22 protein-coding genes and 1 tRNA gene are annotated in these 24831 nt (G+C 64.0%); 7 read left to right on the plus strand and 16 right to left on the minus strand.

Translation table 11 applies throughout. From position 1 onward, the window contains the following. Positions 1–329 precede the first annotated feature (329 nt). Positions 330–1562, minus strand: a complete 1233-nt coding sequence (locus NKI88_RS21730; protein WP_352657106.1) for an ABC transporter substrate-binding protein — start codon at positions 1560–1562, stop codon at positions 330–332. Between the two features lie 177 nt (positions 1563–1739). Between NKI88_RS21730 and NKI88_RS21735 the strand changes: the two genes are divergently transcribed. Genes NKI88_RS21735 through NKI88_RS21745 form a run of 3 tightly spaced genes read left to right on the plus strand, consistent with a single transcriptional unit; the run spans position 1740 to position 4492 of the window. Continuing rightward, positions 1740–2510: an SDR family oxidoreductase gene (locus NKI88_RS21735; RefSeq protein WP_352657108.1), complete on the plus strand. Its 771-nt coding sequence runs from the start codon at positions 1740–1742 to the stop codon at positions 2508–2510. 2 nt (positions 2511–2512) lie between these two features. Next, positions 2513–3580, plus strand: coding sequence for an ABC transporter ATP-binding protein (locus NKI88_RS21740; RefSeq protein WP_352657110.1), 1068 nt, complete (start codon positions 2513–2515; stop codon positions 3578–3580). A gap of 30 nt (positions 3581–3610) precedes the next feature. Further along, a complete protein-coding gene (locus NKI88_RS21745) occupies positions 3611–4492 on the plus strand; it encodes a MurR/RpiR family transcriptional regulator (RefSeq protein ID WP_352657112.1) in 882 nt (293 codons plus the stop codon). A gap of 3 nt (positions 4493–4495) precedes the next feature. Here the strand turns inward: NKI88_RS21745 and NKI88_RS21750 are convergent, their stop codons facing one another. Beyond that, entirely contained in the window at positions 4496–4807 is a 312-nt protein-coding gene (locus tag NKI88_RS21750; protein WP_352657115.1) for a DUF167 family protein, read from the minus strand. 13 nt (positions 4808–4820) lie between these two features. Beyond that, positions 4821–5111, minus strand: coding sequence for a YggT family protein (locus NKI88_RS21755; protein WP_023668602.1), 291 nt, complete (start codon positions 5109–5111; stop codon positions 4821–4823). A 148-nt stretch (positions 5112–5259) separates the two neighbouring features. On the opposite strand from NKI88_RS21755, the gene NKI88_RS21760 reads away from it, so the two are divergent. Further along, positions 5260–5335, plus strand: a tRNA-Ala gene (locus NKI88_RS21760). Positions 5336–5382: 47 nt separating this feature from the next. Here the strand turns inward: NKI88_RS21760 and NKI88_RS21765 are convergent. Both NKI88_RS21765 and NKI88_RS21770 read right to left on the minus strand, forming a co-directional pair. Beyond that, on the minus strand, positions 5383–7344 hold the full coding sequence (locus NKI88_RS21765) for an acyltransferase family protein (protein ID WP_023834657.1): 1962 nt from the start codon (positions 7342–7344) through the stop codon (positions 5383–5385). A gap of 103 nt (positions 7345–7447) precedes the next feature. Then, the gene (locus tag NKI88_RS21770) at positions 7448–8056 is read right to left on the minus strand and encodes a TetR/AcrR family transcriptional regulator (protein ID WP_352520792.1); all 609 of its coding nucleotides are present in this window, start codon (positions 8054–8056) and stop codon (positions 7448–7450) included. Between the two features lie 107 nt (positions 8057–8163). Between NKI88_RS21770 and NKI88_RS21775 the strand changes: the two genes are divergently transcribed. The 3 genes from NKI88_RS21775 to NKI88_RS21785 all read left to right on the plus strand — a co-directional run bounded on the left by NKI88_RS21775 (position 8164) and on the right by NKI88_RS21785 (position 12765). Continuing rightward, complete coding sequence (locus NKI88_RS21775) at positions 8164–8850, plus strand: PspA/IM30 family protein (RefSeq protein ID WP_023745372.1); 687 nt, start codon at positions 8164–8166, stop codon at positions 8848–8850. Positions 8851–8960: 110 nt separating this feature from the next. After that, entirely contained in the window at positions 8961–9248 is a 288-nt protein-coding gene (locus NKI88_RS21780) for a YiaA/YiaB family inner membrane protein (protein WP_023668598.1), read from the plus strand. Between the two features lie 91 nt (positions 9249–9339). Further along, complete coding sequence (locus NKI88_RS21785; RefSeq protein ID WP_352657118.1) at positions 9340–12765, plus strand: acyl-[ACP]--phospholipid O-acyltransferase; 3426 nt, start codon at positions 9340–9342, stop codon at positions 12763–12765. Positions 12766–12813: 48 nt separating this feature from the next. Here NKI88_RS21785 and NKI88_RS21790 read toward each other — a convergent pair whose 3' ends face one another. The 11 genes from NKI88_RS21790 to exbD all read right to left on the minus strand — a co-directional run bounded on the left by NKI88_RS21790 (position 12814) and on the right by exbD (position 24828). Next, the gene (locus NKI88_RS21790) at positions 12814–14025 is read right to left on the minus strand and encodes a hypothetical protein (protein WP_023730197.1); all 1212 of its coding nucleotides are present in this window, start codon (positions 14023–14025) and stop codon (positions 12814–12816) included. A 49-nt stretch (positions 14026–14074) separates the two neighbouring features. Then, on the minus strand, positions 14075–15025 hold the full coding sequence (locus tag NKI88_RS21795) for a hypothetical protein (RefSeq protein WP_352657121.1): 951 nt from the start codon (positions 15023–15025) through the stop codon (positions 14075–14077). A 128-nt stretch (positions 15026–15153) separates the two neighbouring features. Then, on the minus strand, positions 15154–16935 hold the full coding sequence (locus tag NKI88_RS21800; RefSeq protein ID WP_352657124.1) for an ABC transporter ATP-binding protein: 1782 nt from the start codon (positions 16933–16935) through the stop codon (positions 15154–15156). Positions 16936–17122: 187 nt separating this feature from the next. After that, complete coding sequence (locus tag NKI88_RS21805) at positions 17123–18067, minus strand: acetamidase/formamidase family protein (protein WP_027050527.1); 945 nt, start codon at positions 18065–18067, stop codon at positions 17123–17125. After that, a complete protein-coding gene (locus NKI88_RS21810; protein ID WP_502909485.1) occupies positions 18057–19652 on the minus strand; it encodes an ABC transporter substrate-binding protein in 1596 nt (531 codons plus the stop codon). Before NKI88_RS21810 ends, NKI88_RS21805 begins: the two co-directional genes overlap by 11 nt. Positions 19653–19728: 76 nt before the next feature. Further along, a complete protein-coding gene (locus NKI88_RS21815; protein WP_023668591.1) occupies positions 19729–20649 on the minus strand; it encodes an ABC transporter permease in 921 nt (306 codons plus the stop codon). A gap of 13 nt (positions 20650–20662) precedes the next feature. Further along, complete coding sequence (locus NKI88_RS21820) at positions 20663–21565, minus strand: ABC transporter permease (RefSeq protein WP_023693235.1); 903 nt, start codon at positions 21563–21565, stop codon at positions 20663–20665. Continuing rightward, the gene (locus NKI88_RS21825; RefSeq protein WP_023715884.1) at positions 21543–22142 is read right to left on the minus strand and encodes an ANTAR domain-containing response regulator; all 600 of its coding nucleotides are present in this window, start codon (positions 22140–22142) and stop codon (positions 21543–21545) included. Before NKI88_RS21825 ends, NKI88_RS21820 begins: the two co-directional genes overlap by 23 nt. Beyond that, the gene (locus NKI88_RS21830) at positions 22139–23233 is read right to left on the minus strand and encodes a transporter substrate-binding protein (protein ID WP_023715883.1); all 1095 of its coding nucleotides are present in this window, start codon (positions 23231–23233) and stop codon (positions 22139–22141) included. Before NKI88_RS21830 ends, NKI88_RS21825 begins: the two co-directional genes overlap by 4 nt. Before the next feature lie 171 nt (positions 23234–23404). Next, entirely contained in the window at positions 23405–24373 is a 969-nt protein-coding gene (locus NKI88_RS21835; protein ID WP_352657130.1) for an energy transducer TonB, read from the minus strand. Next, positions 24370–24828, minus strand: coding sequence for a TonB system transport protein ExbD (exbD, locus tag NKI88_RS21840; RefSeq protein WP_023747352.1), 459 nt, complete (start codon positions 24826–24828; stop codon positions 24370–24372). The genes NKI88_RS21835 and exbD overlap by 4 nt, the downstream gene beginning before the upstream one ends. Positions 24829–24831: the final 3 nt, after the last annotated feature.

The raw sequence follows: 24831 nt of genomic DNA on the forward strand, positions 1-24831 counted from the left end.
CGCCCGCGGGCTGTGCGCCCCCCGCGCCCCGCCGGCGGCGGTGGGGGTGGCTGGCCCGCGGCCGGCCGGGCGGGGGCGGCCCCCGCCACGGAGTGGATGTCGACCCTTGCGGCGCAAGGCGAGGTGATGTTTGCCCCTATTGCCCTTTCTATGTCCGTCGCGGCGGTTGCCAGGTGGTGGGCCCCCCCCCGCGGCGGGGGGGCGGGCCCGCCCGGCCCCCCCCCCCCGCCCGGCGCGCCCCCCCCCCCCCCCCCCCCCCCCGGGGGGGTGGCGTCGAGGGCGGCCCCCCCCGTCGCGGGCGGCCCCCCCCGGGCGCAGGGAGATACGCCCTATTTCTTGATCACGGCGTTGGCCTTGGCAGCCGCTTCCTTCAAGCCTGCCTCGGGGTCGCCGCCGAGATAGATCTTCTGCATGGCATCCGAGGTGATCTGGGCGACTTCTTCCCAGCCGGGGATGACCGGTGCAAAGCGGGCGTCGGGCAGCAGTGCTGTGAACGCGGCGAGGTCGGCATTGTTGACGTAATAGTCCATCTTGGCCTCTTCCTTGTTCACCGGCAGGAAGCCTTCCCCTTGCGTGAACTTGGCGCGCTGTTCGGTGGTGAACAGGAAGTCGAGCAGCTTCCAGGCCTCATCCTTGTTCTTGGAATTCTTGAACATGATGATGGAATCGGTGACGCCGTACGTGCCGCGCGCGCCGGTCGGTCCGGCGGGGATAGCGGCCACGCCATATTTCAGGTTCGGCGCCTCGTCCTTGATCTGGTTGGACAGGAAGGGCGCGGTGATCATCATGCCGACCTTGCCCTGCTTGAACAGGTTCTGGACGTCCTCGCGGTTGTTGGAGGTGACGCCGGGTTCCGTCAGGCCTTCGTCGATCATCGACTTGTAGAGCTTGGCGGCTTCGAGCGCGCCCGGCGTGCCGAGGCCCGACGTGCCATCCTTGTTGAGAATCTCGGTGCCTTGCGACCACATCGCATAATAGTAATAGACGTCGGTCTCGATCTCCTTGCCCTGCAGGCCGAAGCCGAACGTGCCGGTGCCCAGCGCCTTGATCTTGCGCGCATCCTCCTGCAACTCGGTCCAGGTTGCCGGCGGGTTGGCGATTCCGGCCTTCTCGAACAATTCCTTGTTGTAGTACATGGCGCGCGCCGAGGCCGCGATCGGCAGGCCGTAGGTCTTGCCCTCCATGATCGACGGCGACAGGAAGGTGTCGATGAAGCGATCCTTGAAGTCTGGCTTGATGTAGCCGTCGAGCGGCTCGGCGACATCCTGCTGGACGAAATCGATCAGCCAGCGGGTGCCGATGATCGACAGGTCGGCATTGGTGCCGGCGGTGATGTCGGTGGTCAGCTTCTGCAGCAGCACGTCCCACGGCACAACTTCGAACTTGACGGTGATACCCGGGTTGGCTGCCTCGAATTCCTTTTTCACCGCTTCGAAATACGGGCCGGTCTTGGCGCTGTATTCGGCGACGGTTACGCGCACCTCGCCGGCATCTGCCTGCGCGGCCAGGGCGAGCAGGCTCATTCCGGCCATCAGGCCGACAGTCCATTTTTCAAGCTTCATTCGATCTCTCCCATTTGATTGCGCCTGCGCTCTTGCGGCTTCCAGGCGACCAAGGCTTTATGTGACTTTCCTACATTATCTGGCATTTTACGCCTTGCAAGCAGATTATTCTGTTGCTTAATTACATTTCCTAAAATAGCGTTTCCGACCATCGTAGATCTCGGGGAGGCGCGCAGGGTGGTTTTTGAGGCCGAATTCGCAGGTAAGACTGTCGTGGTGACCGGCGCCGGCGGCGGCCTGGGCTCGGCCATCGTGGCGCTGCTGACCGAACGTGGCGCGCGGGTCGTCGGCTGCGACCAGTCGGAAGACGCGTTGCGCAGCCCGCACCTCGCGTCGCGTCACGTCTTCGACCTCCTCGACCGCCCTTCCATCGAGGCGGCGATACCAGCGATCCTCGAGAAAGATGGCGTTCCCGACATGCTGATCAACAATGCCGGCTGGACGCGCGCAGAGACGCTTGCCGCATTGACACCCGATAAGATTGAGCACGAGCTCGACCTCAATCTGACCGGGGTGATGCTGTTCGCCGATCCACTGATCAAGGCGATGGCCGCGCGCGGTTCGGGCAGCGTCGTCTTCATCTCTTCCGTCAACGCCATCGCCCACTTCGGCAACCCGGCCTATGCCGCAGCCAAGGCCGGCATCAATGCCTATGCCAAATCGGTCGCGGTGGAGCTCGGCCGCAGCGGCCTGCGCGCCAATGTCGTCTGCCCCGGCTCGATCCGCACTGCCGCCTGGGACCATCGCCTGGCCAAGAACCCGGATGTTCTCGGCAAGCTCAAGCGGCTCTATCCGCTCGGCCGCATCGTCGACGCCACGGAAGTGGCCGAAGCGGTGGCTTTCCTTGTTTCGGATCGCGCCTCGGGGATAACCGGCGCGGTGGTGCCGGTCGACGCCGGACTGACCGCCGGCTTCCTGCCCTTCATCGACGACATATTGGGAGCCTGACCATGACCGATGTCGAGTTCCGCGACCTGTCGAAATCCTTCGGACGCCACAAGATCCTCGAAAACATCAGCCTCGACATCAAGAGCGGCGAGTTCGTCGTGCTGGTCGGCCCTTCCGGCTGCGGCAAGTCGACCTTGCTGCGCATGCTGGCCGGGCTGGAGCCGATCACCGCAGGCGACCTCTTGATCGGCGGCGTGCGCGCCAACGATTTGCCGCCGCAACAGCGTAACATCGCGATGGTCTTCCAGTCCTATGCTCTGTTTCCGCACCTGAAAGCGGCCGACAATATCGGCTTTGGTCCCAAGATTCGCGGCGAGAGTCGCACGGCAATCGACGACAAGGTGAAAAAGGCCTCCGGCGTCCTCAACCTGTTCTCCTATCTCGACCGCTATCCCCGGGAGTTGTCGGGCGGCCAGCGCCAGCGCGTCGCCATGGGCCGCGCCATCGTGCGCGAACCCTCGGTGTTCCTGTTCGACGAGCCGCTCAGCAATCTCGACGCGCAATTGCGCGTGCAGATGCGCACCGAGATCAAGGCGCTGCACCAGCGGCTGAAATCGACCATCGTCTACGTCACCCACGACCAGATCGAGGCCATGACCATGGCCGACCGCATCGTGGTGATGGACCGCGGCAAGATCCAGCAGGTCGGCGCACCGCTGGAACTCTACGACCGTCCCGCCAACAAATTCGTCGCCTCCTTCATCGGCTCGCCGTCGATGAGTTTTGTCTCCGGCGCCCTGAAGACGACGCCCGAGAAAAGCTGGTTCGAATCGGCCGGCGGAGGGCGACTGGCGCTCGGCAGCAAGACGGTGCCGGCTGGCAGCACGGTCGAGGCCGGCATACGGCCCGAACACTTCGTCATCGGCGAGGCTGTCGACGCGATGGCGATCAAGGTCGATGTCGTCGAGCCGACCGGCTCGGAAACCCATGTCTATGGCGCGATCGGTGCCGACACGGTACGCGCCGTGTTCCGCGACCGGGTTCAGGTCAAGCCCGGCGAAATGCTGCCGGTCTCCGTCGCGCCGGGCAACATTCATCTGTTCGACACGGCAACAGGCCTGCCGCTATGAAGGCAGCGCTATGAAGACGAAACCTCTGAAATGAAAACGCCGGCCGACATCATCACGCGGCTGCAACTGATGTCGCAGGACGGCACCAAATCGGACCGCCGCCTGGCCGGCCTCGTGCTGACCGATCTCGACTTCGCCTCCAAGGCGGCAATCTCCGAGATTGCCGCGCGCGTCGGCGTCAGCGAGCCGACGGTCACCCGTTTCTGCCGCAATCTCGGCTGCGAGGGTCTGCGCGATTTCAAATTCTACCTGGCGCAGGCGATCGCCATTGGCGGCCAGTATCTGTCGCCCGAACCGCTGAACCGGGACGCGCGCGAGCAGCGCATTGCGTCGGCCATCACCGAAGCGGCAATCGCCGCCATCCAGCACGCCAGCGAAAACCTCGACATGAAGACGCTGGTGGGCGTGGCCGCGCGCATCGTCAGTTCGGGCAATGTGCTGTGCATCGGCTCCGGCGGCATTTCCTCGATGATGGCGACCGAGATGCAGAACCGGCTGTTTAGGCTGGGCGTGCCGGTGCTGGCGCAGATCGACGGGCAGTTGCAGCGCATGTATGCCGCGGTCGCTACGTCGGAGACGACGTTGATCGCGTTCTCGGTGTCCGGCTATGCGCGATCGGTCATCGACGCCGTGCAGGTGGCCCAGCAATATGGCGCCACCACCATCGCCATAACCCCGCCGGAATCAGCGCTCGCCAAGGCCGCCGATACCGTCATCCAGTTCCAGTCGCTGGAGGACGGCAACATCTACAAGCCGACCTCGTCGCGCTATGCTCTGCTGTCGATCGTCGACATGATCGTCACCTCCGTGGCCGAGACGCGCGGACCCAGGGTTCTCGAAAACCTGCGCCGCATCAAGCAGAGCGTGAACACGCTGAAGGTCGACGATCCAAAGTTGCCGCTGGGGGATTGAGGACTAACGGCCGAGCGCTTTGATGCTCGTCACCAGCGCCGCCGGATCGCCATTCACGCGTAGCGTCTTCAAGCGAGCGGTAGCGCCAGCAACGACCGACACCGCCGATGCCGGAACGCCCAGCGCCTTGGCCACCAGCCGTTCCAGCGCCGCATTGGCCGCGCCATTCTCCGGCACGGCGCGCACGCGCGCCTTCAAATGGCTGCGCGCGTCGGCCGTCGTCTCCACGCCTCCGAGCCTGTCCACGGAAGACTTCGGCGTCAGCCGGATAAACAGGTCGATGCCGTCAGCGCGCAAGCGGAATGGCGCGCTCATGCCATCGTCGGGTTCACAGGACCAGCGGCGCTATCGTGGTGAGAATGAGCTGCCTGAGGAAGAACAGGAGCAGAAGCAGGATGATCGGCGAGATGTCGACGCCGCCGAGGTCGGGCATAAATCGACGGATCGGCCGCAGCGCCGGCTCGGTCAGCCGGTAGAGCATGTTGCCGATGCTGCCGACAAATTGATTGCGCGAGTTGACGACGTTGAACGCATAGAGCCAGGAGAAGATCGCCGAGGCGATGATGACCCACCAGTACAGGTCCAGCGCCATGACGATTGTTTGAATGAGGGCGAGCATGCCGGTCTCCGATTGTTGCCGACATGTAGCCATTGCGCGCGAAACCGGCAAGGGCCGGTCGCCTACAAGCATCGGGCACAAGGGAATTCGGCAAAACCCCGCCTTGACAGGAAACCGCAGCCTTCGATAAATGCGCCATCCGCTGGACGGGGCTGTAGCTCAGCTGGGAGAGCGCGTCGTTCGCAATGACGAGGTCAGGAGTTCGATCCTCCTCAGCTCCACCAGCGGAATTTTCCTGCCTGTCGACACATCTAAGTTCCGAGACGTCTCGTCAAAGCCCCGCCTTCGCTGCGAGATAGGGCGCCAGGGCAAGCGAGTAGCTGGCGGTCAGATGATGACTGTCCCGCCAGACGATGATGTTGCCGACAACTGCCGGGCATAGTTGCGGCCCGCAAATGGCATCGAGCATATCGATGGCGCGCACATTTTTCTGTCCTTCCGCGGCCAGCGCCAACACGTTGCTCCGCTCAATATCGCTCAGTTTGGTGACGCATTTCGTTGGGGTCGAACTCAGGCATTCGCCCGGGTCGAATTTCATATAGGGCGTGTTGCGGATGGCAACGATTTGCGAGCCGGCGTCCGTCAGCCCGCCCCAGAGACTTCGCAGCCCCTCGATCATCACGTCTTGCTGAACCGCTCCGTAATTGGACTGGCTGGTGAAGATCAGATCCGGTTTCAGCTTTAGGATCTCGGCCAGCACCTTTTCGTGCCACTGCGCGCATAAGACGTTGGGTTTGCCATCCGCCGTGATGGCCACGCGGGTGAATGGGCAGGCGGATTTTGTAAAGGTAACCAGTTTGAAGTTGCGGTCCTTTGCGATCTTGTCCAGTGCCGGCACCCACTGGGCTGCATGAGAATCTCCCACCAGAACCATTGTTTTCGCACCCGTGGGATCGCCTAGAGAGCATCGTTTGGGCTCCGAGCTTTCCTCCTGGTGGCACTTCCTTGCATACACGACCGGCACGTCCCGCCTCAGCCGGGCCAGCGGCGGCAGAAGGTTCACACCGTCCGGGACCACGGCGCCGGAGACGAGAGCGGCGGGCCCAGGGTAGGAAGGCGTGCCGATCAGCGCGGTGTCGATGCGTTCGGTCTTCAGAAAGAGCAGCAGGCTGCCGGATGCGGCCACGCATGTGAGAACCGCCGCGGTGCCGTATCCCAGCGGCTTCCACCAGGCGCCGCCCCGAGCTTGCCGGTAGCGCTGCTCAACATATCGATAGGACAGATCCGATAGAAGCAGGGTCGCCGCAATCAGGCCGAAACCGCCGGCAAGGGTCAGCGAATGACCCTGCGCCTGGGAGATGGTGATCAGCGGCCAATGCCATAGATAGACCGAGTAGGAGCGATCGCCGATGAAACGAAGTGGCAACGAATCGAGCCCACGAAACCGGCCGACTTCAACCTCGCCAGCCAGGATGACCAGCACTGTGGCCAAGGTCGGCAACAACGCACTGACGCCGGGAAATGGAGTTGCAGCGGAAAACAGCAAGGCGGACGCAACGATGCCCAGGATGCCGGCGATCGCCAGCCACTGTCTAGTGAGTGCCGCCAGTCGAAACTGGTGTTCGGTCAGCACCAGCAGACCACCCAGCGCCAATTCCCACAGGCGGGTATGGCTGACGAAATAGGCCTGGGCCGGATCCGTCGCCGTCAAAACGACAGAGGCAACAAGTGATGCCGCGAAAATGAGCGACAACGCCCCGATCAAGCAGGCCCTCAGCGGAAGGTCACGGCGGCGCGCCAGCCAGATCACGCCGATCATCACCAACGGCCAGGCGATGTAGAACTGCTCTTCGATGGAAAGCGACCAGTAGTGTTGCACCGGGCTCGGCAAGGTGTCGGCCTCGAGATAGCTGACCGCAATCGAGGCCAGCCGCCAGTTCTCGACATAAAGAGCGCTCGCCACGATCTGGTTGCCTATTTCCTCCCAGCGCGCCTTTGAGATGAAAAGCAGCGTGCCCAGCAATGCCACCAGCAGCACCAGGGTTGCTGCCGGCAACAACCGTCGCACCCGTCGCGAGTAGAATTCGATCAGTGAAATCCGGCCGCCGCGCAGCGCCATCTGCGCCAGCAGGCCCGTGATCAGATAGCCAGAGATGACGAAAAAGACGTCGACGCCGACATATCCGCCAGGCAGCACATCCGGCCATATGTGATAGACCACGACAAGCGCGACCGCCAAGCCGCGCAGCCCCTGTATTTCGGGTCGAAACCGACGGTTCTGATCGATTGTCACCGGATATCCCCAACAGTCTCAGCCGGCCTGGATCAACCGGCCAGTCCCCGCCACGATCTTCATAAGGGCAGAGTGCCGTGAAGCAAGAGCCGATCGCAGCAGCTCATTCTCTTTCCGCCTTCAGCCCGCTTACCAGCGTGTCGACGAAACCCAGCAGCTCACTTTCGAGATCGGTGGACGCCAGGCCAATGAAACGGTCTTCGAGCGAGATGGTGACGATCCCATGCACGGCGGAGAACAGCGTGCGCGCGCGGGCCAAAAGCTCCGGCGTTGCCGCCGCCGGGAGCAGCTGGGCCAGCGGCTCGACCAGATGCTGGATCAGCACGGCATGTTCGGCCAGATGCCATCCGGGCACCGCCACGCCTGGCGCCATGCGATGCTCGAACAGCGCCTTCCACGCCATGCGATTGCCGCGGGCGAAGCCGAGATAGGCCTTGGCCAGTGCCTTCAGCTTGGCCCTTGGCTCGGCGGCGGCGGTCGCCTCTTGTTCCAACGCCGCCCCAAGTCTTGCCAGCGTGATCGAATTGACATGCAGGATGAGCTCGTCCAGGTCGGCGAAGGCGGTGTAGAGCGCGCCCAGCGCGCAGCCGGCATCGGCCGTGATGTCGCGCGCACGCAGACCGGCGAGCCCCGAGGACTGGATGCGCGCTTGCGCGGCCTCGATCAGCCTGCCTTTGAGGTCCTCGCGTTTGGCGTCCCGTTTTGCGGTCATTAACCTTCTCTTATGCGCAATCATGAACACCGTTCATTTTCTCCTTGAACGCCGTTCACAATGTGCTACTTTGCCTCATGAACAACGTTCATAGAGGAGAAACGGAAATGTTGAAACAGTTTTTTGCTCTCGTTCGCGGCCGAAGCTACGAAGCCGCCGAGGCGGTCGTCGACCGCAACGCGCTGATAATCCTGCGCCAGCAGATCCGCGATTGCGCCGACGCTATCGCGGCCGCCCGCCGGGCGGTTGCAATTGCCATCGCCCAGAATGAACAGGAAGTCGCGCAGTACAAGAAGCTTGTCCTCCGCATCGACGATTTGGAGAAGCGCACGATCGCCGCGATCGAGCAGGGACAGAATGAACTGGCCCGCGAAGCCGCCGAAACCATCGCCATGCTGGAAGCCGAACGCGACGCCTCCGCCGAGGCGCAGAAAAGCTTCGGCACCGAGATCGAGCGTCTCAAGCGGATCATCCGCGTCTCCGAAATGCGCCTGCGCGAATTGCAGCGCGGCCAGCGCATCGTTGCCGCGGTCGACTCGACCCAGCGCCTGCGAGAAAGCGCGCCCGGCTCCAGCCTGTCGGCGCTCAGGGACGCCGAGGAGACGCTGCTGCGCCTGCGCACCAGGCAAAAGCAGATCGACGCCACCGCGGCCGCCATGGCCGAGATGGAACAGTCGGGCGATCCTGCCGCGGTCTCAGAGAAGCTTGCGGCCGCCGGCTGCGGCGCGCCGCTGAGAAGCAGCGCCGACGCCGTGCTCGAACGGCTCACGAAGACCATGACCAAGCCGGCCTGATCGTACCCGGCCTGATTGTATCCAGTCTGATTGTATCCGGCCTGATTGTATCCAGCCTGAAACAGACCCACGCCCAACCAACCTAACCTTGAAACGAAAGGACCATATCGATGACCCCGAACACCTATTCCCCCAAGGACTCAAGCGCCTGGAAGACCTTCACCATGGCCAGTTTCGCCGTTGCCGCCACGATGATGGCCGGCGGCATCTACTTCATGGAGGCGAGCTTCGCCGCCAAGGGGTTTTATGCGATGGCCGCCATCATGCTCGTGCACACCTCGATCACCATCACCAAGACGCTGCGCGACTCGGAAGAGGCAAGCCGCTTCATCAACCGGCTGGAAGACGCCAAGACCGAGAAGTTGCTGATGGAAGTCAGCCGCAGTAACGAAGTGTAACCGGGTTCCCGCTAAACAAGGCTCAACGCGCAAGACCGCTGATCAATCCAGCCAGGATTTTAATCGGTCATGCCCAATGGAAGTCGCCGCTATGGAAATCGCCCCGATCAACCGACCGACAGCTCATCTGATGACGTCCAGGCGCTTTGCGCCCTTGTTCTGGACGCAGTTCCTGTCCGCCTTCAACGATAATTTCCTCAAGAACACGCTGGTGTTCCTTATTCTGTTCACGCTGGCGGCGGACCAGGCGGCATCACTGGTCACCTTGGCGGGCGCCGTCTTCATGGCCCCCTTCCTGCTCCTGTCGGCGCTCGGCGGCGAGCTCGCCGACCGCTTCGACAAGGCTCTCATAGCCAAGCGTCTGAAATTCGCCGAGATCGCGGCGGCGGGTGTCTCCGTCGTCGGCATCGCCCTGTCGTCCATTCCCGTGCTGATGACGGCGCTGTTGATGTTCGGCGTTATCTCGGCGCTGTTCGGACCGATCAAATACGGAATCCTGCCCGATCACCTCGAACGCAAGGAACTGCCCAAGGCCAACGCCTGGATCGAGTCAGCCACGTTTGCCGCGATTCTCGGCGGCACCATAGCCGGCGGCGTCGTTTCCGCCGATGGTATCGGCGTCGCGGTGTTCGGACCGATCATGATGGCGCTCGCCGTCGGTTGCTGGCTCGTCAGCCGCTATATCCCGTCCACCGGTTCGGCGGCGCCCGACCTTGTCATCGACAAGAACATCTTCCGCTCGACCTGGCGCCAGGTCACCGAATTGCGCACCGACACGCGCATCTGGCGCGCCGGCCTGATGACGTCTTGGTTCTGGCTGATCGGCGCCATCGTGCTCTCGCTCCTGCCGGTGCTGATCAAGGATTCGCTCGGCGGCAACGAAATGGCCGTCACCGTCTACCTCGCCGTGTTCGCCGTCTCGATCGCCATCGGTTCGGCCATCGCCGCCTGGATGTCGCAGGGCCGCATCGTGCTGTTGCCGGCACCGGTCGGCACGGCGCTGCTCGCCCTGTTCGGCCTGCATCTCGCCTGGACCATCTCCGGCATGACGCCGTCGCCCCAGGCGGAAACCCTTGGCGCATTCTTCGCCGGCCCAAACACGATCCGCGTCGCCATCGACCTCGCCGGCATGGCCATTGCAGCCGCTTTCCTGGTGGTGCCGACCTTCGCCGCCGTGCAGGCCTGGTCGCCCGAAGCGCGGCGCGCCCGGGTCGTCGCCGCCGTCAGTATCGTCAATGCCGGCTTCATGACTGGCGGCGGCATCATCATGGCCCTGATCCAGACGAAGGTCTCGACCGGCGGCATCCTGTTCGGCCTCGTCGCGGCCAATGCGATTGCCGCATGGCTGATGCTGAAATATTTGCCGACGAACCCCTTCCGTGACTTCGTCTCCATCCTGTTCCGCGCTTTCCTGCGCCTCGAAGTCGAGGGCATGGAAAACCTCAAGGCGGCCGGCAAGGCGCCGATCCTGGCGCTCAACCATGTCAGCTTCCTCGACGGTCCGCTCGCCTTGACGCTGACCGATGAGGAACCGGTCTTCGCCATCGACTACACCATTGCCCAGGCTTGGTGGATGAAGCCGTTCATGAAACTTGCCCGCGCTTTGCCGCTCAACCCGGCCAAGCCGATGTCGACCCGCACGCTGATCAAGATCGTGCAGGGCGGCGACCCGCTGGTGATCTTCCCGGAGGGACGCATCACCGTGACCGGCGGCCTGATGAAGGTCTATGACGGCGCCGCCATGGTTGCCGACAAGACCGGCTCGATGGTTGTGCCGGTGCGCATCGACGGGCTGGAGAAGACCTACTTCTCGCGGCTGAGCTCGCAGCATGTGCGCCGCCGCCTGTTCCCGAAGGTCAAGGTGACTATTCTGGAACCGGTCAAGCTCGAGGTGCCGCAGGAGCTGAAGGGCCGCAAGCGCCGCGCCGCGGCGGGTTCCGCGCTCTACCAGGTGATGTCGGATCTCGTTTTCCGCACCCAGGACATCGACAAGACCGTACTGGAAAAGATCATCGAGACGGCGAACGAACGCGGCATGAAACAGCTCGCAGTTCAGGATCCGGTCACCGGTTCTCTCAGCTACAGCAAGCTGCTCACGGCTGCCGCCGTGCTTGGTGAGAAGTTCCAGACCCTTTATGCCGACCAGCAGACGCTGGGCATCATGCTGCCCAACGCCAACGGCTCTTGCGCGACACTGCTCGGCGTCATGTCCGCCGGCAAGGTTCCGGCGATGATGAACTTCACCGCAGGTGCTGCCAATATTCTGTCCGCCTGCAAGGCCGCCGAAGTCCGCACCGTGCTGACGTCCCGCGCGTTCGTCGAACAGGCAAAGCTCGGCGTTGTAGTCGAGGAACTCGGTCGCTCGGTCGACATCGTGTGGCTCGACGATCTCAGAAAGACCATCAGTCTCAAGGATAAGCTGCTCGGCTTGCTGCGCAAGTCGACGCCGCGCGCGAAACGCAAGCCCGGCGACGCGGCGGTGATCCTGTTCACCTCGGGTTCGGAAGGTACGCCGAAGGGCGTCGTTCTGACGCACCGCAACATCCTGGCCAACGCCGCCCAGGCGGCGTCGCGTATCGACTTCCATTCGGGCGACAAGGTGTTCAACGTGCTGCCGATCTTCCACTCCTTCGGCATGACCGCGGGCACGGTGCTGCCGTTGATCTCCGGCGTGCCGGTCTATTTCTACCCCTCGCCGCTGCACTACCGCCTCGTGCCGGAACTGATCTACGGCTCGAACGCGACGATCATCTTCGGCACCGACACCTTCCTCTCCGGCTACGCGCGCACCGCGCACCCCTACGACTTCCGCTCGATACGCTACTGTTTTGCCGGCGCGGAACCGGTCAAGACAGCGACGCGCATGACGTATATGGAGAAGTTCGGCCTACGCATCCTCGAGGGCTACGGCGTCACCGAGACGGCGCCGGTGATCTCCATCAACACGCCGATGTACAATCGCTCTGGAACCGTCGGCAAGATCATGCCCGGCATGGAATACCGCCTCGATCCGGTCCCCGGCGTCGACGAAGGCGGCCGGCTGTTCGTGCGCGGCCCCAATGTCATGGCCGGTTATCTCCGGGCCGAGAAGCCCGGCGTGCTCGAACCGCTGGAGGACGGCTGGCATGATACGGGCGACGTCGTCGCTATCGACGAAGGCGGCTTCATCACCATTCGCGGCCGCGCCAAGCGCTTCGCCAAGATCGGCGGCGAGATGATCTCGCTCGCCGCTGTCGAAGCGCTGGCCGGCGAATTGTGGAAGGGCTCGCTGTCGGCGGTCGCCACGGTGCCCGACGCGCGCAAGGGCGAAAAGCTGATCCTCATCACTGAGGCATCCGGCGCCACACGAGCGGAATTCCTCGCCTACGCCAAGGCCAACGGCGCCATGGACCTGATGGTCCCGGCCGAAGTGCGGGTGGTCTCAAAGGTACCGGTCCTTGGCTCCGGCAAGCTCGACTTCGCCGCCGTGACAAAAATGGTGCGCGACGAAGAGGCCTTGAAGACCAAGGCCGCCTGACCCGGCTACGGCAACGGGCCGACGCAAGAGCCGGCCCGTTCAGTATGATCAACCCTTCGCATGCCGCTGCGAGATCAGCATCGCCATGCGCTGGACTGCCCGCAGCTCCATTTCCACGCCCGGCGACGATGCCAGCGCCGGCATGTTGAGCGCCACCACGGTCAACGGCTCGAGCGTCGCCAGCAGCACATGGGTCGCCTCAAATTTCTCGAACAGCCAGGCCAGCTGCTCGCGTATATCCTGGTCGACTGGCGCCCCCGGCTGCGTATCGGCGAGCGAGCGCACGGGCTCCTGCTCTAGTGCACGGGCCAGCACCTTCAGGTCGAAATCACCGAGGTCGGCTGCCGGCAGGATCAGCGCACCGTCGACAAGAATATGGCTCTGCAGGCCGCGCAGGAAGCGCGCCGAATCGGTGAGGTCGCCCTCGGCCATATGCTTCAGCAACGAGTCGCGGCGCTTCTCCGCGGTGAGGCTGACGCTGTCATTGTAGATGACTGCCAGCAGCGTCGCCGACAGCACGATCACCACGCCCTGCACACTGCCGCGCCAGCCGAGATCGTCGATGCCGCCCAGCGCCAGCCCGGCGAAAACCGAGCTCAGCGTAATCACGGTAAAGGCGCCGATCGTGTCGCGATGGCCGAGGCTCGCGCGTCCAAGGCCGATCGTCAGCCAACACAGGAACAGGATGGCGATGCCGCCAAGCCGAACCGGCACTTCGAACAGGCCGGGCCGGTAGTCGGTGACCATGAACGGAATGATCAACAGCAGCGACAGCGCCATGCGCTCGACCGTGCGGTTTTCGGCCGCCGACAGGCTGTCGCGATCGCGCGTCATCACCAGCCAGCCGATGGCGAGAAAACCTCCGAACTGGAAGGCAAGTAGTACCGCCATCCGCCATGGCTCGGCAAAGCGTTCCGGGATCGGCGCCAGCAGTAGAAACAGCAGGGCGCCGCCGGCGGCAAAGAACTTTAGCGCAAACGGCGCATGCCGGCGCAACAGCCCCTCGGTCAGCAGCAGTGCGGCCAGCGGCAGCAGGCCCGCCGCCGCGATGGTGACGAAGCGGAAGAGTGCGAGGCCGGTAGTCCAGTCGAGGATGCGGCAGGCGAGCAGAACCGTCAGCACCCGCAAACCGAACAGAAAACGCCGCGACAGCGGATCGCCGGTGTCGCGCCCGCCGACGACCGATATCACGATCAGCAGCCCGAACAGCGCCGCCAGCGAGGTGATGGTGTCGGCCACGAGCGTGTCGTCGAGGTTCATCGGTCAGCGCCCATCAGCTCACACCCAGGCATCATCACGGATGAAGCCATCAGCGTGTCCATGGTCTCAGCACATTCCATTGGCGGCTGCTATCCGCCCAGTGTACCACCGGCAAAACCAGCCGCTGCAGCGTGGCCGCCGCACCTGCTACCACAAGGGCGGCAAGCGAGCCGCGCGGAACCGCGTCGGCGAGATAGGTGCGCGCCGACTGAAAGCTCATCTGTCCGATCTGCAGCACATCATCGCCGCGCGTGTAGTCGAGTTCCTTGCGGCAGAACTCGTTAAAGGTCTCGACGCGGTGCTTGGCCGCCTCGTCGAAGGTCTTCTTCAGATCGTCCGATCCGCCCGTATAGGCGTTGGTGATGACGAAGCGCTCTTCGTCGAAACCAGCTTCGGGGCCGACACCGAAGACATGGCGATGGCGCGCCATGATCTGCCGCGCCAGAAGCACATGGGTAAGCGAGCGGCGCGCGCCGGCATGCGGTCCTGGGAACACATTGCTGAACGCCTCCGCGACCATGCCGACGACAGCGGGTACCTGGGTGACATTGGAAATCCAGATCGGCCGCAGTTGATTGCGCAAAAACATCAGGAAGCAGGTCAGGCCGTAGAGGATCCAGCTCAGCCCGCGGCTGCGCTCGTCGGGATCGATCATGACCAAACCGAGGTGCAAGACTTCATAGGGCTTGCCGGCGAGCGATATCTCCATCAGCGCCAGCGAGTTGAAGGCGATCGGCTGCCGGTCGCTGCGCCGGTAGACAATGGTGATGATGGAATGTTCCAGCCGGCTGCGGTCGCCGGAAAACACGCCATAGGTCAGGCTGCCGAACTTCAGTGTCTTGGACGCTACCAGCCGCAGATCGCTGCTCAGCTGCTCCAGTTCGGCAGCCTTCATCCAGCGCCCGGGCCGCTCCACGACGCGCGTCTCGTAGTCGGCGGATACGCGCATGCGCACATCCATGAACCGACCCGGCAGCAGCTGCAGAACCGCCTTGAGCACTATTTTTCCCCGTGGCAAGAACGCCGACCGTATAGTGGCCGCCGTCCACCTAAGACGCGGTAAACCCGAGACGGCAGTTCTTGGTTGTACTCAACTAAGTAAAAGAACAGCTGCCAGCCAGTGCGGGCTCAGCTTTCCGCAGCAACCAGATGGCCGCCGCCGACATCGTTCAGCGCCAGCTTCAGCGGCGCCTCCCCGATCCTGCGGGTGGCGCTCGGGATTTCCTGGTCGAGGCGCGCGAAGCGCGTTCTGCGCTGCGCCGGATCGGGCACCGGCACCGCTTCGATCAGCCGCCTCGTATAGGGATGGAGCGGGTTGGAAAACACCTGGTCGCGCGTGCCCATCTCGACGATCTGGCCGAGATACATGACGGCAACGCGGTCGGAAATGTTCTCGACCACCGCCATGTCGTGCGAGATGAAGAGATAGGCGACGCCGAATTCGCGCTGCAATTCCTTCAGGAGATCGAGCACGCGCGCCTGCACCGAGACGTCGAGCGCCGAGACGCTTTCGTCGGCGATGATCAGTTTTGGTCGTAGCGCCAGCGCTCGGGCGATGCAGCCGCGCTGGCGCTGGCCCCCGGAGAATTCGTGCGGGTAAAGCTCCATCTGGTCGGCCGACAGGCCGACACGCTCGAACAGCGCCCCCACTCGTTCGCGGCGCTCGTCCTTGGAGGCGATGCCATGAATCACCAGCGGCTCGGCGACGAGCTCGCCGACGCGCATGCGCGGATCGAGCGAAGCGAAGGGATCCTGGAAAATCATCTGGACGTCACGGCGCACCGCCTTGCGCTCGTCGCGGCCAAGACCGGAGAGATTGCGCCCGCCAATGACGATGTCGCCGCTATACGGCGCCAGTCCGGCCAGCGCCTTGGCCGTCGTCGACTTGCCGCAGCCGGATTCGCCGACCAGAGCGAGCGTTTCGTTGGGCGCGATCGAGAAGCTGACGCCCTCGACGGCATGGACGCGGCGGGTGACCTGGCCAAAGATGCCGCCACGCAGATCGAAGCGGACATGCAGGTCGTTGACCTCGGCGACATTGGCCGGCTTCAAGACGTCAATCGCATCCCTGGATTTCTGTCGACCGACACCACGGCCGATGCGCGGCACGGCAGCCAGCAGTTCGCGCGTATAGTCGGCCTGCGGCTGGACAAAAATATCCGATGTCGTGCCTTCTTCGACCATGCGGCCGTCGCGCATGACGATGACCCGGTCGGCCATTTCGGCAACCACGCCCATATCGTGGGTGATCAGGATGACGCTGGTGCCATGCTGGCGCTGCAGGTCGCGCAACAGCTCCAGCACTTCGCCTTGCACGGTGACGTCGAGCGCCGTCGTCGGCTCATCGGCGATCAGCACGTCGGGCTCGAGCGCCAGCGCCATGGCGATCATCACCCGCTGGCGCATGCCGCCGGAGAGTTCGTGCGGAAACTGCTTTAGCCGGCTTTCCGCCTCCGAAATGCGCACCGCCTTCAACGCCTCGATCGCGCGCTGGCGGGCTTGCGCCGACGACAGGCTGGTATGCGCTTCGATGGATTCGGTCAGTTGCCGGCCGATCGACAGCACCGGATTGAGCGAGGTCATCGGCTCCTGGAAGATCATGGCGATGCGGTCGCCGCGAATGCGCCGCATCTGGCGTTCGTCGAGGGTTGCTAGGTCGGTGTCGCCCCGATTCCCATCCCGAAGACGGATCATGCCTGACGATATGCGCGCCGCCGGCTGCGGCAAAAGCTGCATGATCGCCAGCGCGGTCATCGACTTGCCGGAGCCGGATTCGCCGGCAATGCAGAGCGTCTCGCCGCGCGCCAGCGTCAGCGACAGGTTGGAGACTACATTGCGCTCGCCGTCCTCGCCGCGCACGCTGACGGAGAGGTTGGCGATGGAGAGGACGGGGGTGTCGGCGAGGGTCATTGTGGGTGGAGCCCTGCGACGGATTGGTTCCGTCGCACCATTCGCACAAACCTTGGCGCTGACCCCCACCCGGACGTCCGGTCCGACCTCCCCACAAGGGGGAGGTAGGGCGGCAGCGCTTTACCCTCCGCCTTGTGGGGAGGGTCGCTGCGAAGCAGCGGGGTGGGGGTGCAGCGCCGACCTGACATCATTCAAACACGCAACGCGGAAAATAGAACGACACCACCCAGTTCGGCATGTCGACGATCTCGCTGATGCGCAGATCACCACACACCGAGGCCAGCATATAGGCCTCGACCGGATCGATCTGGTAACGCCCAGCGAGCAGATCGACCATCTGCGCCACCGCCTCCTTGGCGCCGGTCATCAGGTCCGGCCCGATACCCGTCGTCACCTCATAGCCCTTGGCGTCGAGATGGCGCGTCACCGGACCGGCGGTGGTGAAGCGCGGCGTCTTCAGCCTGGCGTCCTTGACAAGGTCGAGCTTGAGCACGACGTCCATCGGGCTCTCGATCGCCGTGCCGCAGACCTCGCCATCGCCTTGTGCGGCGTGCGTATCGCCGACCGAGAACAGCGCGCCGGCCACCTCAACCGGCAGATAGAGCGTCGTGCCGGCAGCGAGATCGCGGATGTCGAGATTGCCGCCGACCCGCCGTGGCGGCACCACCGAGTGAAGCCCCATCTCAGCCGGCGCATTGCCGATGGTGCCGGCGAACGGCTTCAGTGGTACGCGCGCGTTTTTCCCGAACAGCGCCGGTTCGAGCGCGGCTGCATCGTATTTCCAGATGTTCAGCGCCGGTTCCGTGAAGTCATCGGCGAGCAGGCCGAAACCGGGAATGTTCGCCGTCCAACCGAAGCCGGACGGTTTGAACATCTCGATCGTCACCTTGAGCGCGTCACCCGGCTCGGCGCCCTCGACGAAGATCGGCCCGGTCACCGGGTTGACCCCGGCGAAGTCGAGCTTGACGATTTCGGCGACCGTGCTGTCGGCGTTCAGCTGGCCGCCGGCGGCATCGAGGCACTGGAACTCGATGGTCGCGCCGGGCGCCACCCGCTCGGCCGGGACAAAGGAATTGTCCCAGCCGAAATGGTGATGGCGCCCATGGATGGTGTAGTCGCAGCTATTGCACATCTTTTACGTACACATTGTCATAGTTGATCGGGATATGGACCGGGTCGACATAGAGGTTGTCGGCGCCGCCCATTCGGGCGGATTTCATGGTGAAGCGCTGTTCGTTGAAGACCGGCGCCCAGGGCGCGTCTTCCATCACCTTGTCGTAGATGGCGCTCCACATCTTGTCGCGTTCGCCGGCCTTTGCCGGGTCGACCACAGAATCCGCCTCGGCCGCCTTGGCGTCGAGGTCCTTATTGCAGTACCACGACCAGTTCCAGCCGCCCGGCACCGCGCCGGCGCAGCCGAGGATCGGGCCGTAGAAATTCGACGGATCGGGGAAGTCGGCGATCCAGGCCATGCCGCCCGACCAGATCATCGGCGCGCCGGCCTTGTCACCGCCGGCGGCGATGACATTGGCCTGCGCCAGCGACTGGATGCTGGCCTTGATGCCGATGGCCGCCAGGTCCTGCTGGATCGCCTGGGCAATGCGCGGGTTGGGATCGGTGTTCATGGCGAACAGCTGCGTGTCGAAACCATCGGGATGACCGGCCTCGGCCAGCAGCGCCTTGGCCTTGGCTACGTCATAGGGATAACCTTTGTATTCCTTGTCGTAGCCCGGCATCGACGGCGGCAGCGGCTGGTTGGCCGGCACGGCGCGGCCGTTGATGATCTGGATGATGCGCGCCTTGTTGAGCGCCATGTTGACGGCCTGACGCACCTTCACATTGTCGAACGGCGCCATGGTGGTGTTCATGGTGACGTAGCCGGTGTGCAGCTGACCGCCTTCGACGACGCGCGCCTTCTGCTCGGGATCGGCCATCACCTCCTGGAATTTTGCCGGCGGAATGCCGTCGCCGGGCACATCGATCTCGCCCTTCTGCAAGCGCAGCAGCGCCACGATCGGTTCCTGGCCGATCTCGAAGGTGATCTTGTCGAGATGCGGCAGGCCCTTGTGCCAGTAATCCGCATTGCGCTCGAAGACGATGCGTTGGCCGAGTGTCCACTCGGCGAGCTTGAAGGCGCCGGTGCCCACCGGATGCTTGCCGAAATCGGCGCCATATTTCTCGACCTCTTCCTTCGGCACGACATGGGCGAAATTGATGGCCATGACATGCAGGAAGGTGGCGTCGGGCCGGGTCAGCTCGAACTTCACCGTGTAGGGATCGACGACGGTGACGCCGGAAAGGCCTTCGGCCTTGCCGGCAGCGACATCGTCATAGCCCTTGATCGAGCCGAAGAAGCCGGCGCCGGGGCTCTGCGTCTTCGGATTGGTGACGCGGTCGAGCGAATATTTCACGTCGTCGGCCGTCATCTCGCGGCCATTGTGGAATTTCACGCCATGGCGCAGCTTGAAGGTAAAGGTCTGGCCGTCGGGCGAAATCTCGTAGCTTTCTGCCAGATCGGGTTTCAGGTTGGTGGTGCCTGGCTCGTAATCCATCAGCCCATCGAACAGGCTCTTGATCATCGACCAGTTCTGCCAGTCATAGCCGATCGCCGGATCGAGGGTCGCAACATCGTCCTTGTAGGTGATGGTCATGGCGCCGCCTTGCTTGGCGTTGGGATCGACCGTGTCTTCGGCGCGGACGCTTGTCATGCCGAGCATGAGGGCCAAGGCGGATGCCGCGACTGTGGATGCGAGAAACTTTTTCATTGTTGTGTTCCCTTTCTCTGTTTCATTTTCATCTGAGCTTGATGCGGGGATCGATGAACGGCGCGATGATGTCGGCGAGCAGATTGCCGAGCACGATGGCGAAGGCCGACACCAGCGTGACGCCCATGATGATCGGAATGTCGACGCGCTGGATCGCCTGCCACGCCAGCTGACCGATGCCGGGCCAGCCGAACACGCTTTCGACGACGACGATGCCGCCCATGAAGATGCCGATGTCGATGCCGATCATGGCGATGACCGGCAGGATGGCATTCGGCAGTGCGTGGCGGAATATGATGGCGCTGCGCGCCAGGCCCTTGGCCCGCGCCGTGCGGACATAATCCTGGCGCAGGACGTCTATCATCGACGAGCGCATCATGCGCGCATACCAGCCGGCGCCGAGTACGCCCATGGTCAACGACGGCAGCACCAGATGGCGCCATGTGCCGTAGCCGCCGATCGGAAACCAGCTTAGCCGCACGGCAAAGACGTAGAGCAGCAATAAGCCGACGACGAATTGCGGCGCCGAGACGCCGACGAAGGAGGCCACCATCAGGGTCTGGTCGGTGGCGGAGCCGCGCTTGACGGCGGCGATCAGCCCCATGCTTAGACCGATCAGCAACTCGCACAATATGGCGCCCACCATCAAAAGCAGGCTGGCCGGCAGCCGCGAGACGATGAGCTCGGTAACCTCCGAGCGCTGGATGTAGGAGCGGCCGAGATCGCCGCTGATTAGCTTCGTCAGGTAGTGCCAATACTGGACGACGAAAGGCTGGTCCAGGCCGAGCTGCTGGCGGATGTTTTCCACGGTCTGCGGCGTAGCACTGCGGCCGGCGATCTGCCGCACCGGGTCGGCCGGCAAGAGGTAGAGCAGCGCAAAAGTGATCAGCGAGACGCCAAGCAGGATGAGCAGCGACTGGATCAGCCGGCGGCCGAGATAGGCGATCATGACCGGCCCCCCATTATTCCCGGCCCCTTTGCGTCGGATCGAGGATGTCGCGCAGCGCGTCGCCGATCAGATTGAAGGCCAGCGCCAACGCCAGGATTGCGGCGCCGGGGAAGAACACCAGCCAGGGCGCGGCCTGGAAATAGGTCTGGTTCTCGAAAATGATGTTGCCCCACGACGCCGTCGGCGGCTGCACGCCGATGCCGAGGAAGGAAAGCGTCGCCTCCAGCAGTACCGTGGTGGAGATGCCGAGCGTGCCCCAGACGATGATGGTCGGCAGCAGATGCGGCAGGATGTGGCGAAACAGGATGCGCGGCGCACTCGCCCCGATGCTGCGCTCGGCATCGATGAACTCGCGCTCGGCCAGCGATGAGGTCTCGGTGTAGATGACACGCGCCGTCTGCACCCAGTTGACCAGCGCGATGACCATGGCGACGATCCACAGACTCGGCTGAAACACTGCCGCCAGGCAGATGGCGAGCAGCAGCGCCGGGAACGCCATCATCAGATCGGTGAAGCGCATCAGCGCACTGCCGATCCAGCCGCGGAAATAGCCTGCGGTGACGCCCACCAAAGTGCCGATCAAAAGCGCCACGCCATTGGCGACGATGCCGATGATCAGCGAGGTGCGGGCGCCGTAGAGGATGCGGGTCAAGAGGTCACGTCCGAGCAGGTCGGTGCCGAGCCAATACTGGGCGCTGGGCGGCAGCGGCGAGCCCTCGATGGTCAGGCCGTCGAACATCTGCTCGTTGGGATCGTAGCCGGTCAGCCGGGGCGCCAGCACAGCGCCGGCGACAACAATGGCGACGATGACCAGCCCGAGCAGCGCCAGGCGGCGTTTGACCAGCCGACGCCAGACGCCGGCGCGCGGTTTTGCCGGCATGCGTACCGGGAGATCAGGCGCGATGGGACTGGTCATCGCCGCCTTCCTCATCCGTCATTGCCACGATCCTGCGCGCGGCATCCTCGACGCTGATCTGCCAGCTCATCGCCAGCGATCGCAGTTGTGCATAGGCACGCTCGTCATCGCTGCCTTTCGACAGCGCCGTCACCGCGCGCACAATGGTCTGGCGCTCGGCGACGCGCTGGCGCAGCGACGCTATCTCGCCGGCTAAATGCTTGCGTGCCTCGAAGCTCTGCCTTGCGATCAGCAATGCGCTGTACACACCGGCATTGCCGACCGGCTTCAGCAGCTGCGCATCGGCCTTGTGCGACAGCGCCCATTCGATACGCCCCGGCGCCTCGGAACCGATCAGCGCCACCAGCGGCATCGGCGCCTCGCCCGGCTTCCACGGGAATTGCTCGTCAAAGCCGAGATCGGCATCGAAGAAAACGAAATCGGCCGCGAGAGCTTCCGGCGGCAATTCCGGCCAGCAGTCGATCGTAGCCAGGCCGATGGCCGACAATTGCCTGGTGATGGCCTGCACCGTCGGATGCGGGCGATGCAGGATGAAAGCCCGCGCGCCGCCGAGATTGGGGATGCGCGTCCGGGTCATGACACCACCCTCAGGCGCGGACGGCCGAATGTCTTGGCGGGGTCGTAGCGCGACAGATAGGGATCCGGCGCGACCTCATCCTCCTGGCTGACGACCTCGAAGAAGCCATCGGCGATCCGGCCGATGATCACCGGCAGCGTCGCGTGCTGGGAGTGGGCGTCGATGGCGATCGGCCCGAGCCGGGTGGAGAAGCGTCGCTCGGCGAAGGCTTTGGAAAATTCCGCCGGGCCGGCATCAGTGTCGCGCGACAGCACGTCGGCCATCACCTGCACCGAGGCATAGGCGGAGGCCTCGAAGGACGAAGCGAAGGCAGCCGGCCGGGGCGCGAAATAGGGCCCGACCGACAGATGCCCTTTCCCTGTCTCGCCGATCGCCGGCAACTCGCCTTCGGTGAGGTTGCAGGAGATGACGGGGCAGTTTTCCGGCCTGAATGCCGCATCCTCATCGCCCAGCTCGCGGTAAGCCGCCAGGAAGGCGTAGGATGAGGTGCCGATCAGATTGTTGAGGATGAAGCTCGGCCGCGTCGCCCGGACCTCGGCGATCAGCCGCGACACGTCGGTCTCGCCGATGCGCAGATAGCGCTCGCCCAGCACTTTGCCGCCGGCATCCGCGATCAGGTCGCGCGCCACGCGGTTCATCTCCCAGCCCCAAATGTAGTTCGAGCCGAGCAGGAAGCCGTTGGCGCCGAAACGCGGCACGACATGCGCCATCAGCGGAACCAGATGCTGGTTGGGGCAGGCGTGCATGTAGACGACATGCTCGTTGGCCTCGAACCCTTCATAGGGGCAGGCATACCAGAGCATGCCGCCGGCCTTCTCCAGCACTGGGATGGTTTCCTTGCGGCTCCACGAGGTGACGCAACCGACGACATGGCGCGCGCTGCTGGTCCTGAAAATGTCCTCGCACAAAGTCGCGTAGCGATCGGCATTACTTTGCGGATCGCGCTCGACCGGAACCAGTTCGATGCCATAGCTCCGATCGGCATTGATGTCGGCGATGGCGCGCATGGCGCCCATCCGGCACGCATCGGAGACCAGCTGGTAGCTGCCCGAGCGGGAATACAGGATGCCGATCTCGATACGCCGTTTCAAACCGATCCTCAGAAATGACAATGCCCCGCAGCCAGCGCCGGAGGGCGAGGCATGCGAGGCATATTTGCCGCCCGGCGACCAAGGCCGGTATTTTGCGCTAGCGTATTCGGTCCGGCGGGTCAGTCAAGCGGGAAAGTACGTGGTCATGGGATCGGCCTTGTCCGGCTGCTTCTAGTTCCGCAGCGTGAACATCAAAGGCGCCACGACAGCCGTACCGGCCTTCTCAGGCGGTGGCGCGGGCACCGTCGCACCCTGCAGAATGCCGAGCGCGGCGCGATCGAGATCGGCGTCCCCCGAAGATCGTGTCAGCCGGACGGAGGTCACCTTGCCCGAAGCGCTGACGACGAAGGTCACATTTGCGGTACCCACGGCGCGCCGCGACCTTGCCGCGCTCGGGTAGCGCTTGTGCCGATTGATCCATCCGATCAGCTGGGAGTTCCATTTGCTTGCATTGACTGATGATCCACTCGATTGCGAAGCCTTCGGCGCCGACGCCTTCGCCGCTGCCTTTTGATCGACACTGGCGGTCACGACCGCTTTCGCCGGCGCGGCCTTTTCCTTCTTCTCTTTCTTTGCTTTCGGCTTGGGTTTTTCGGCAGCCTTCTTCGCCTTCTCGATCGGCTTGTCCTCCACCGGCTTGTCCTCCGTCGGCTTGGTCTCCACCGGCCTGGTCTGCAGCGGAATGACCACATCCGGCGCTATGGTCGGGACGATGTCGGGCACCACCTCATCCAGCGGCGGCGATTGATCGGGCTGCTCGGCCGCTGCCGTCTCGATCGGAGCGGCGGGTTGAACCGCTTCCGTCTTCTCGGTGACCGGCTCCGGCTGACCGGGCTCGGGCTCCACGACCGGCTTGAGTTCGGCAACCGCCTCCTCGATCTGGTTCGGCGGCTCGGGCGTCACCACGTCGGCCGCTGAGTCCACCCGCACCGCCGGCGCCACCATCATCGGCGACAGCTCGATAGCCACAGCCGGCGGGCCGCCATCGGCCATGTTGGCCAGGCTGAAGCTCTGCACGACATAGGCGATCGCGACATGCGCGCCGACAATGACAATGGCCGCAGCCGCCCACAAACCGATCTCGCGCGCGCCGGCGCCCGGCGGGTCGGCGGTGGGAACGGCCGCGGCCAGTTGCGTCATGGGGCGGCGCCCGGGTGCGGCGGGGATGCGTCCGCTGGCACCCTCTCCAGCCCGACCAGCGCGATCTTCAGATAACCGGCGCCGCGCAGCAGGTTCATCACCTCCATCAACTCGCCATAGCCGACCGCCTTGTCGGCACGCAGGAAGATGCGGGTCTGCTTGTCGCCCTTGGTTCTGCCGTCGAGCACGGAGGCAAAAGCCTGGCGCGGCACGCTGTCATTGCCGATCGCCAGCGTCAGATCGTCCTTCAGCGTCAGGAACAGCGGCGTTTCCGGCCGCGGCGCCGGTGTCGCGGTCGAACCCGGCAGATCGACATTGACGTCGACTGTCGCCAACGGGGCAGCGACCATGAAGATGATCAGCAGCACCAGGATGACGTCGATGAACGGCGTCACGTTGATCTCGTAGCTTTCCTCGAGATCGCCGTCGATAGTCTCGCGAATTCTAGCCGCCATGGC

This window comes from Mesorhizobium sp. M0317 (assembly GCF_040321555.1).
GTDB lineage: Bacteria > Pseudomonadota > Alphaproteobacteria > Rhizobiales > Rhizobiaceae > Mesorhizobium.

Bases quoted from the DNA above. Each gene is read 5' to 3' on its own strand.
- NKI88_RS21730 (WP_352657106.1), bottom strand. From the start codon at position 1,562: ATGAAGCTTGAAAAATGGACTGTCGGCCTGATGGCCGGAATGAGCCTG.
- NKI88_RS21740 (WP_352657110.1), top strand. From the start codon at position 2,513: ATGACCGATGTCGAGTTCCGCGACCTGTCGAAATCCTTCGGACGCCAC.
- NKI88_RS21745 (WP_352657112.1), top strand. From the start codon at position 3,611: ATGAAAACGCCGGCCGACATCATCACGCGGCTGCAACTGATGTCGCAG.
- NKI88_RS21750 (WP_352657115.1), bottom strand. From the start codon at position 4,807: ATGAGCGCGCCATTCCGCTTGCGCGCTGACGGCATCGACCTGTTTATC.
- NKI88_RS21755 (WP_023668602.1), bottom strand. From the start codon at position 5,111: ATGCTCGCCCTCATTCAAACAATCGTCATGGCGCTGGACCTGTACTGG.
- NKI88_RS21770 (WP_352520792.1), bottom strand. From the start codon at position 8,056: ATGACCGCAAAACGGGACGCCAAACGCGAGGACCTCAAAGGCAGGCTG.
- NKI88_RS21775 (WP_023745372.1), top strand. From the start codon at position 8,164: ATGTTGAAACAGTTTTTTGCTCTCGTTCGCGGCCGAAGCTACGAAGCC.
- NKI88_RS21780 (WP_023668598.1), top strand. From the start codon at position 8,961: ATGACCCCGAACACCTATTCCCCCAAGGACTCAAGCGCCTGGAAGACC.
- NKI88_RS21785 (WP_352657118.1), top strand. From the start codon at position 9,340: ATGGAAATCGCCCCGATCAACCGACCGACAGCTCATCTGATGACGTCC.
- NKI88_RS21790 (WP_023730197.1), bottom strand. From the start codon at position 14,025: ATGAACCTCGACGACACGCTCGTGGCCGACACCATCACCTCGCTGGCG.
- NKI88_RS21800 (WP_352657124.1), bottom strand. From the start codon at position 16,935: ATGACCCTCGCCGACACCCCCGTCCTCTCCATCGCCAACCTCTCCGTC.
- NKI88_RS21805 (WP_027050527.1), bottom strand. From the start codon at position 18,067: ATGTGCAATAGCTGCGACTACACCATCCATGGGCGCCATCACCATTTC.
- NKI88_RS21810 (WP_502909485.1), bottom strand. From the start codon at position 19,652: ATGCTCGGCATGACAAGCGTCCGCGCCGAAGACACGGTCGATCCCAAC.
- NKI88_RS21815 (WP_023668591.1), bottom strand. From the start codon at position 20,649: ATGATCGCCTATCTCGGCCGCCGGCTGATCCAGTCGCTGCTCATCCTG.
- NKI88_RS21820 (WP_023693235.1), bottom strand. From the start codon at position 21,565: ATGACCAGTCCCATCGCGCCTGATCTCCCGGTACGCATGCCGGCAAAA.
- NKI88_RS21825 (WP_023715884.1), bottom strand. From the start codon at position 22,142: ATGACCCGGACGCGCATCCCCAATCTCGGCGGCGCGCGGGCTTTCATC.
- NKI88_RS21835 (WP_352657130.1), bottom strand. From the start codon at position 24,373: ATGACGCAACTGGCCGCGGCCGTTCCCACCGCCGACCCGCCGGGCGCC.
- exbD (WP_023747352.1), bottom strand. From the start codon at position 24,828: ATGGCGGCTAGAATTCGCGAGACTATCGACGGCGATCTCGAGGAAAGC.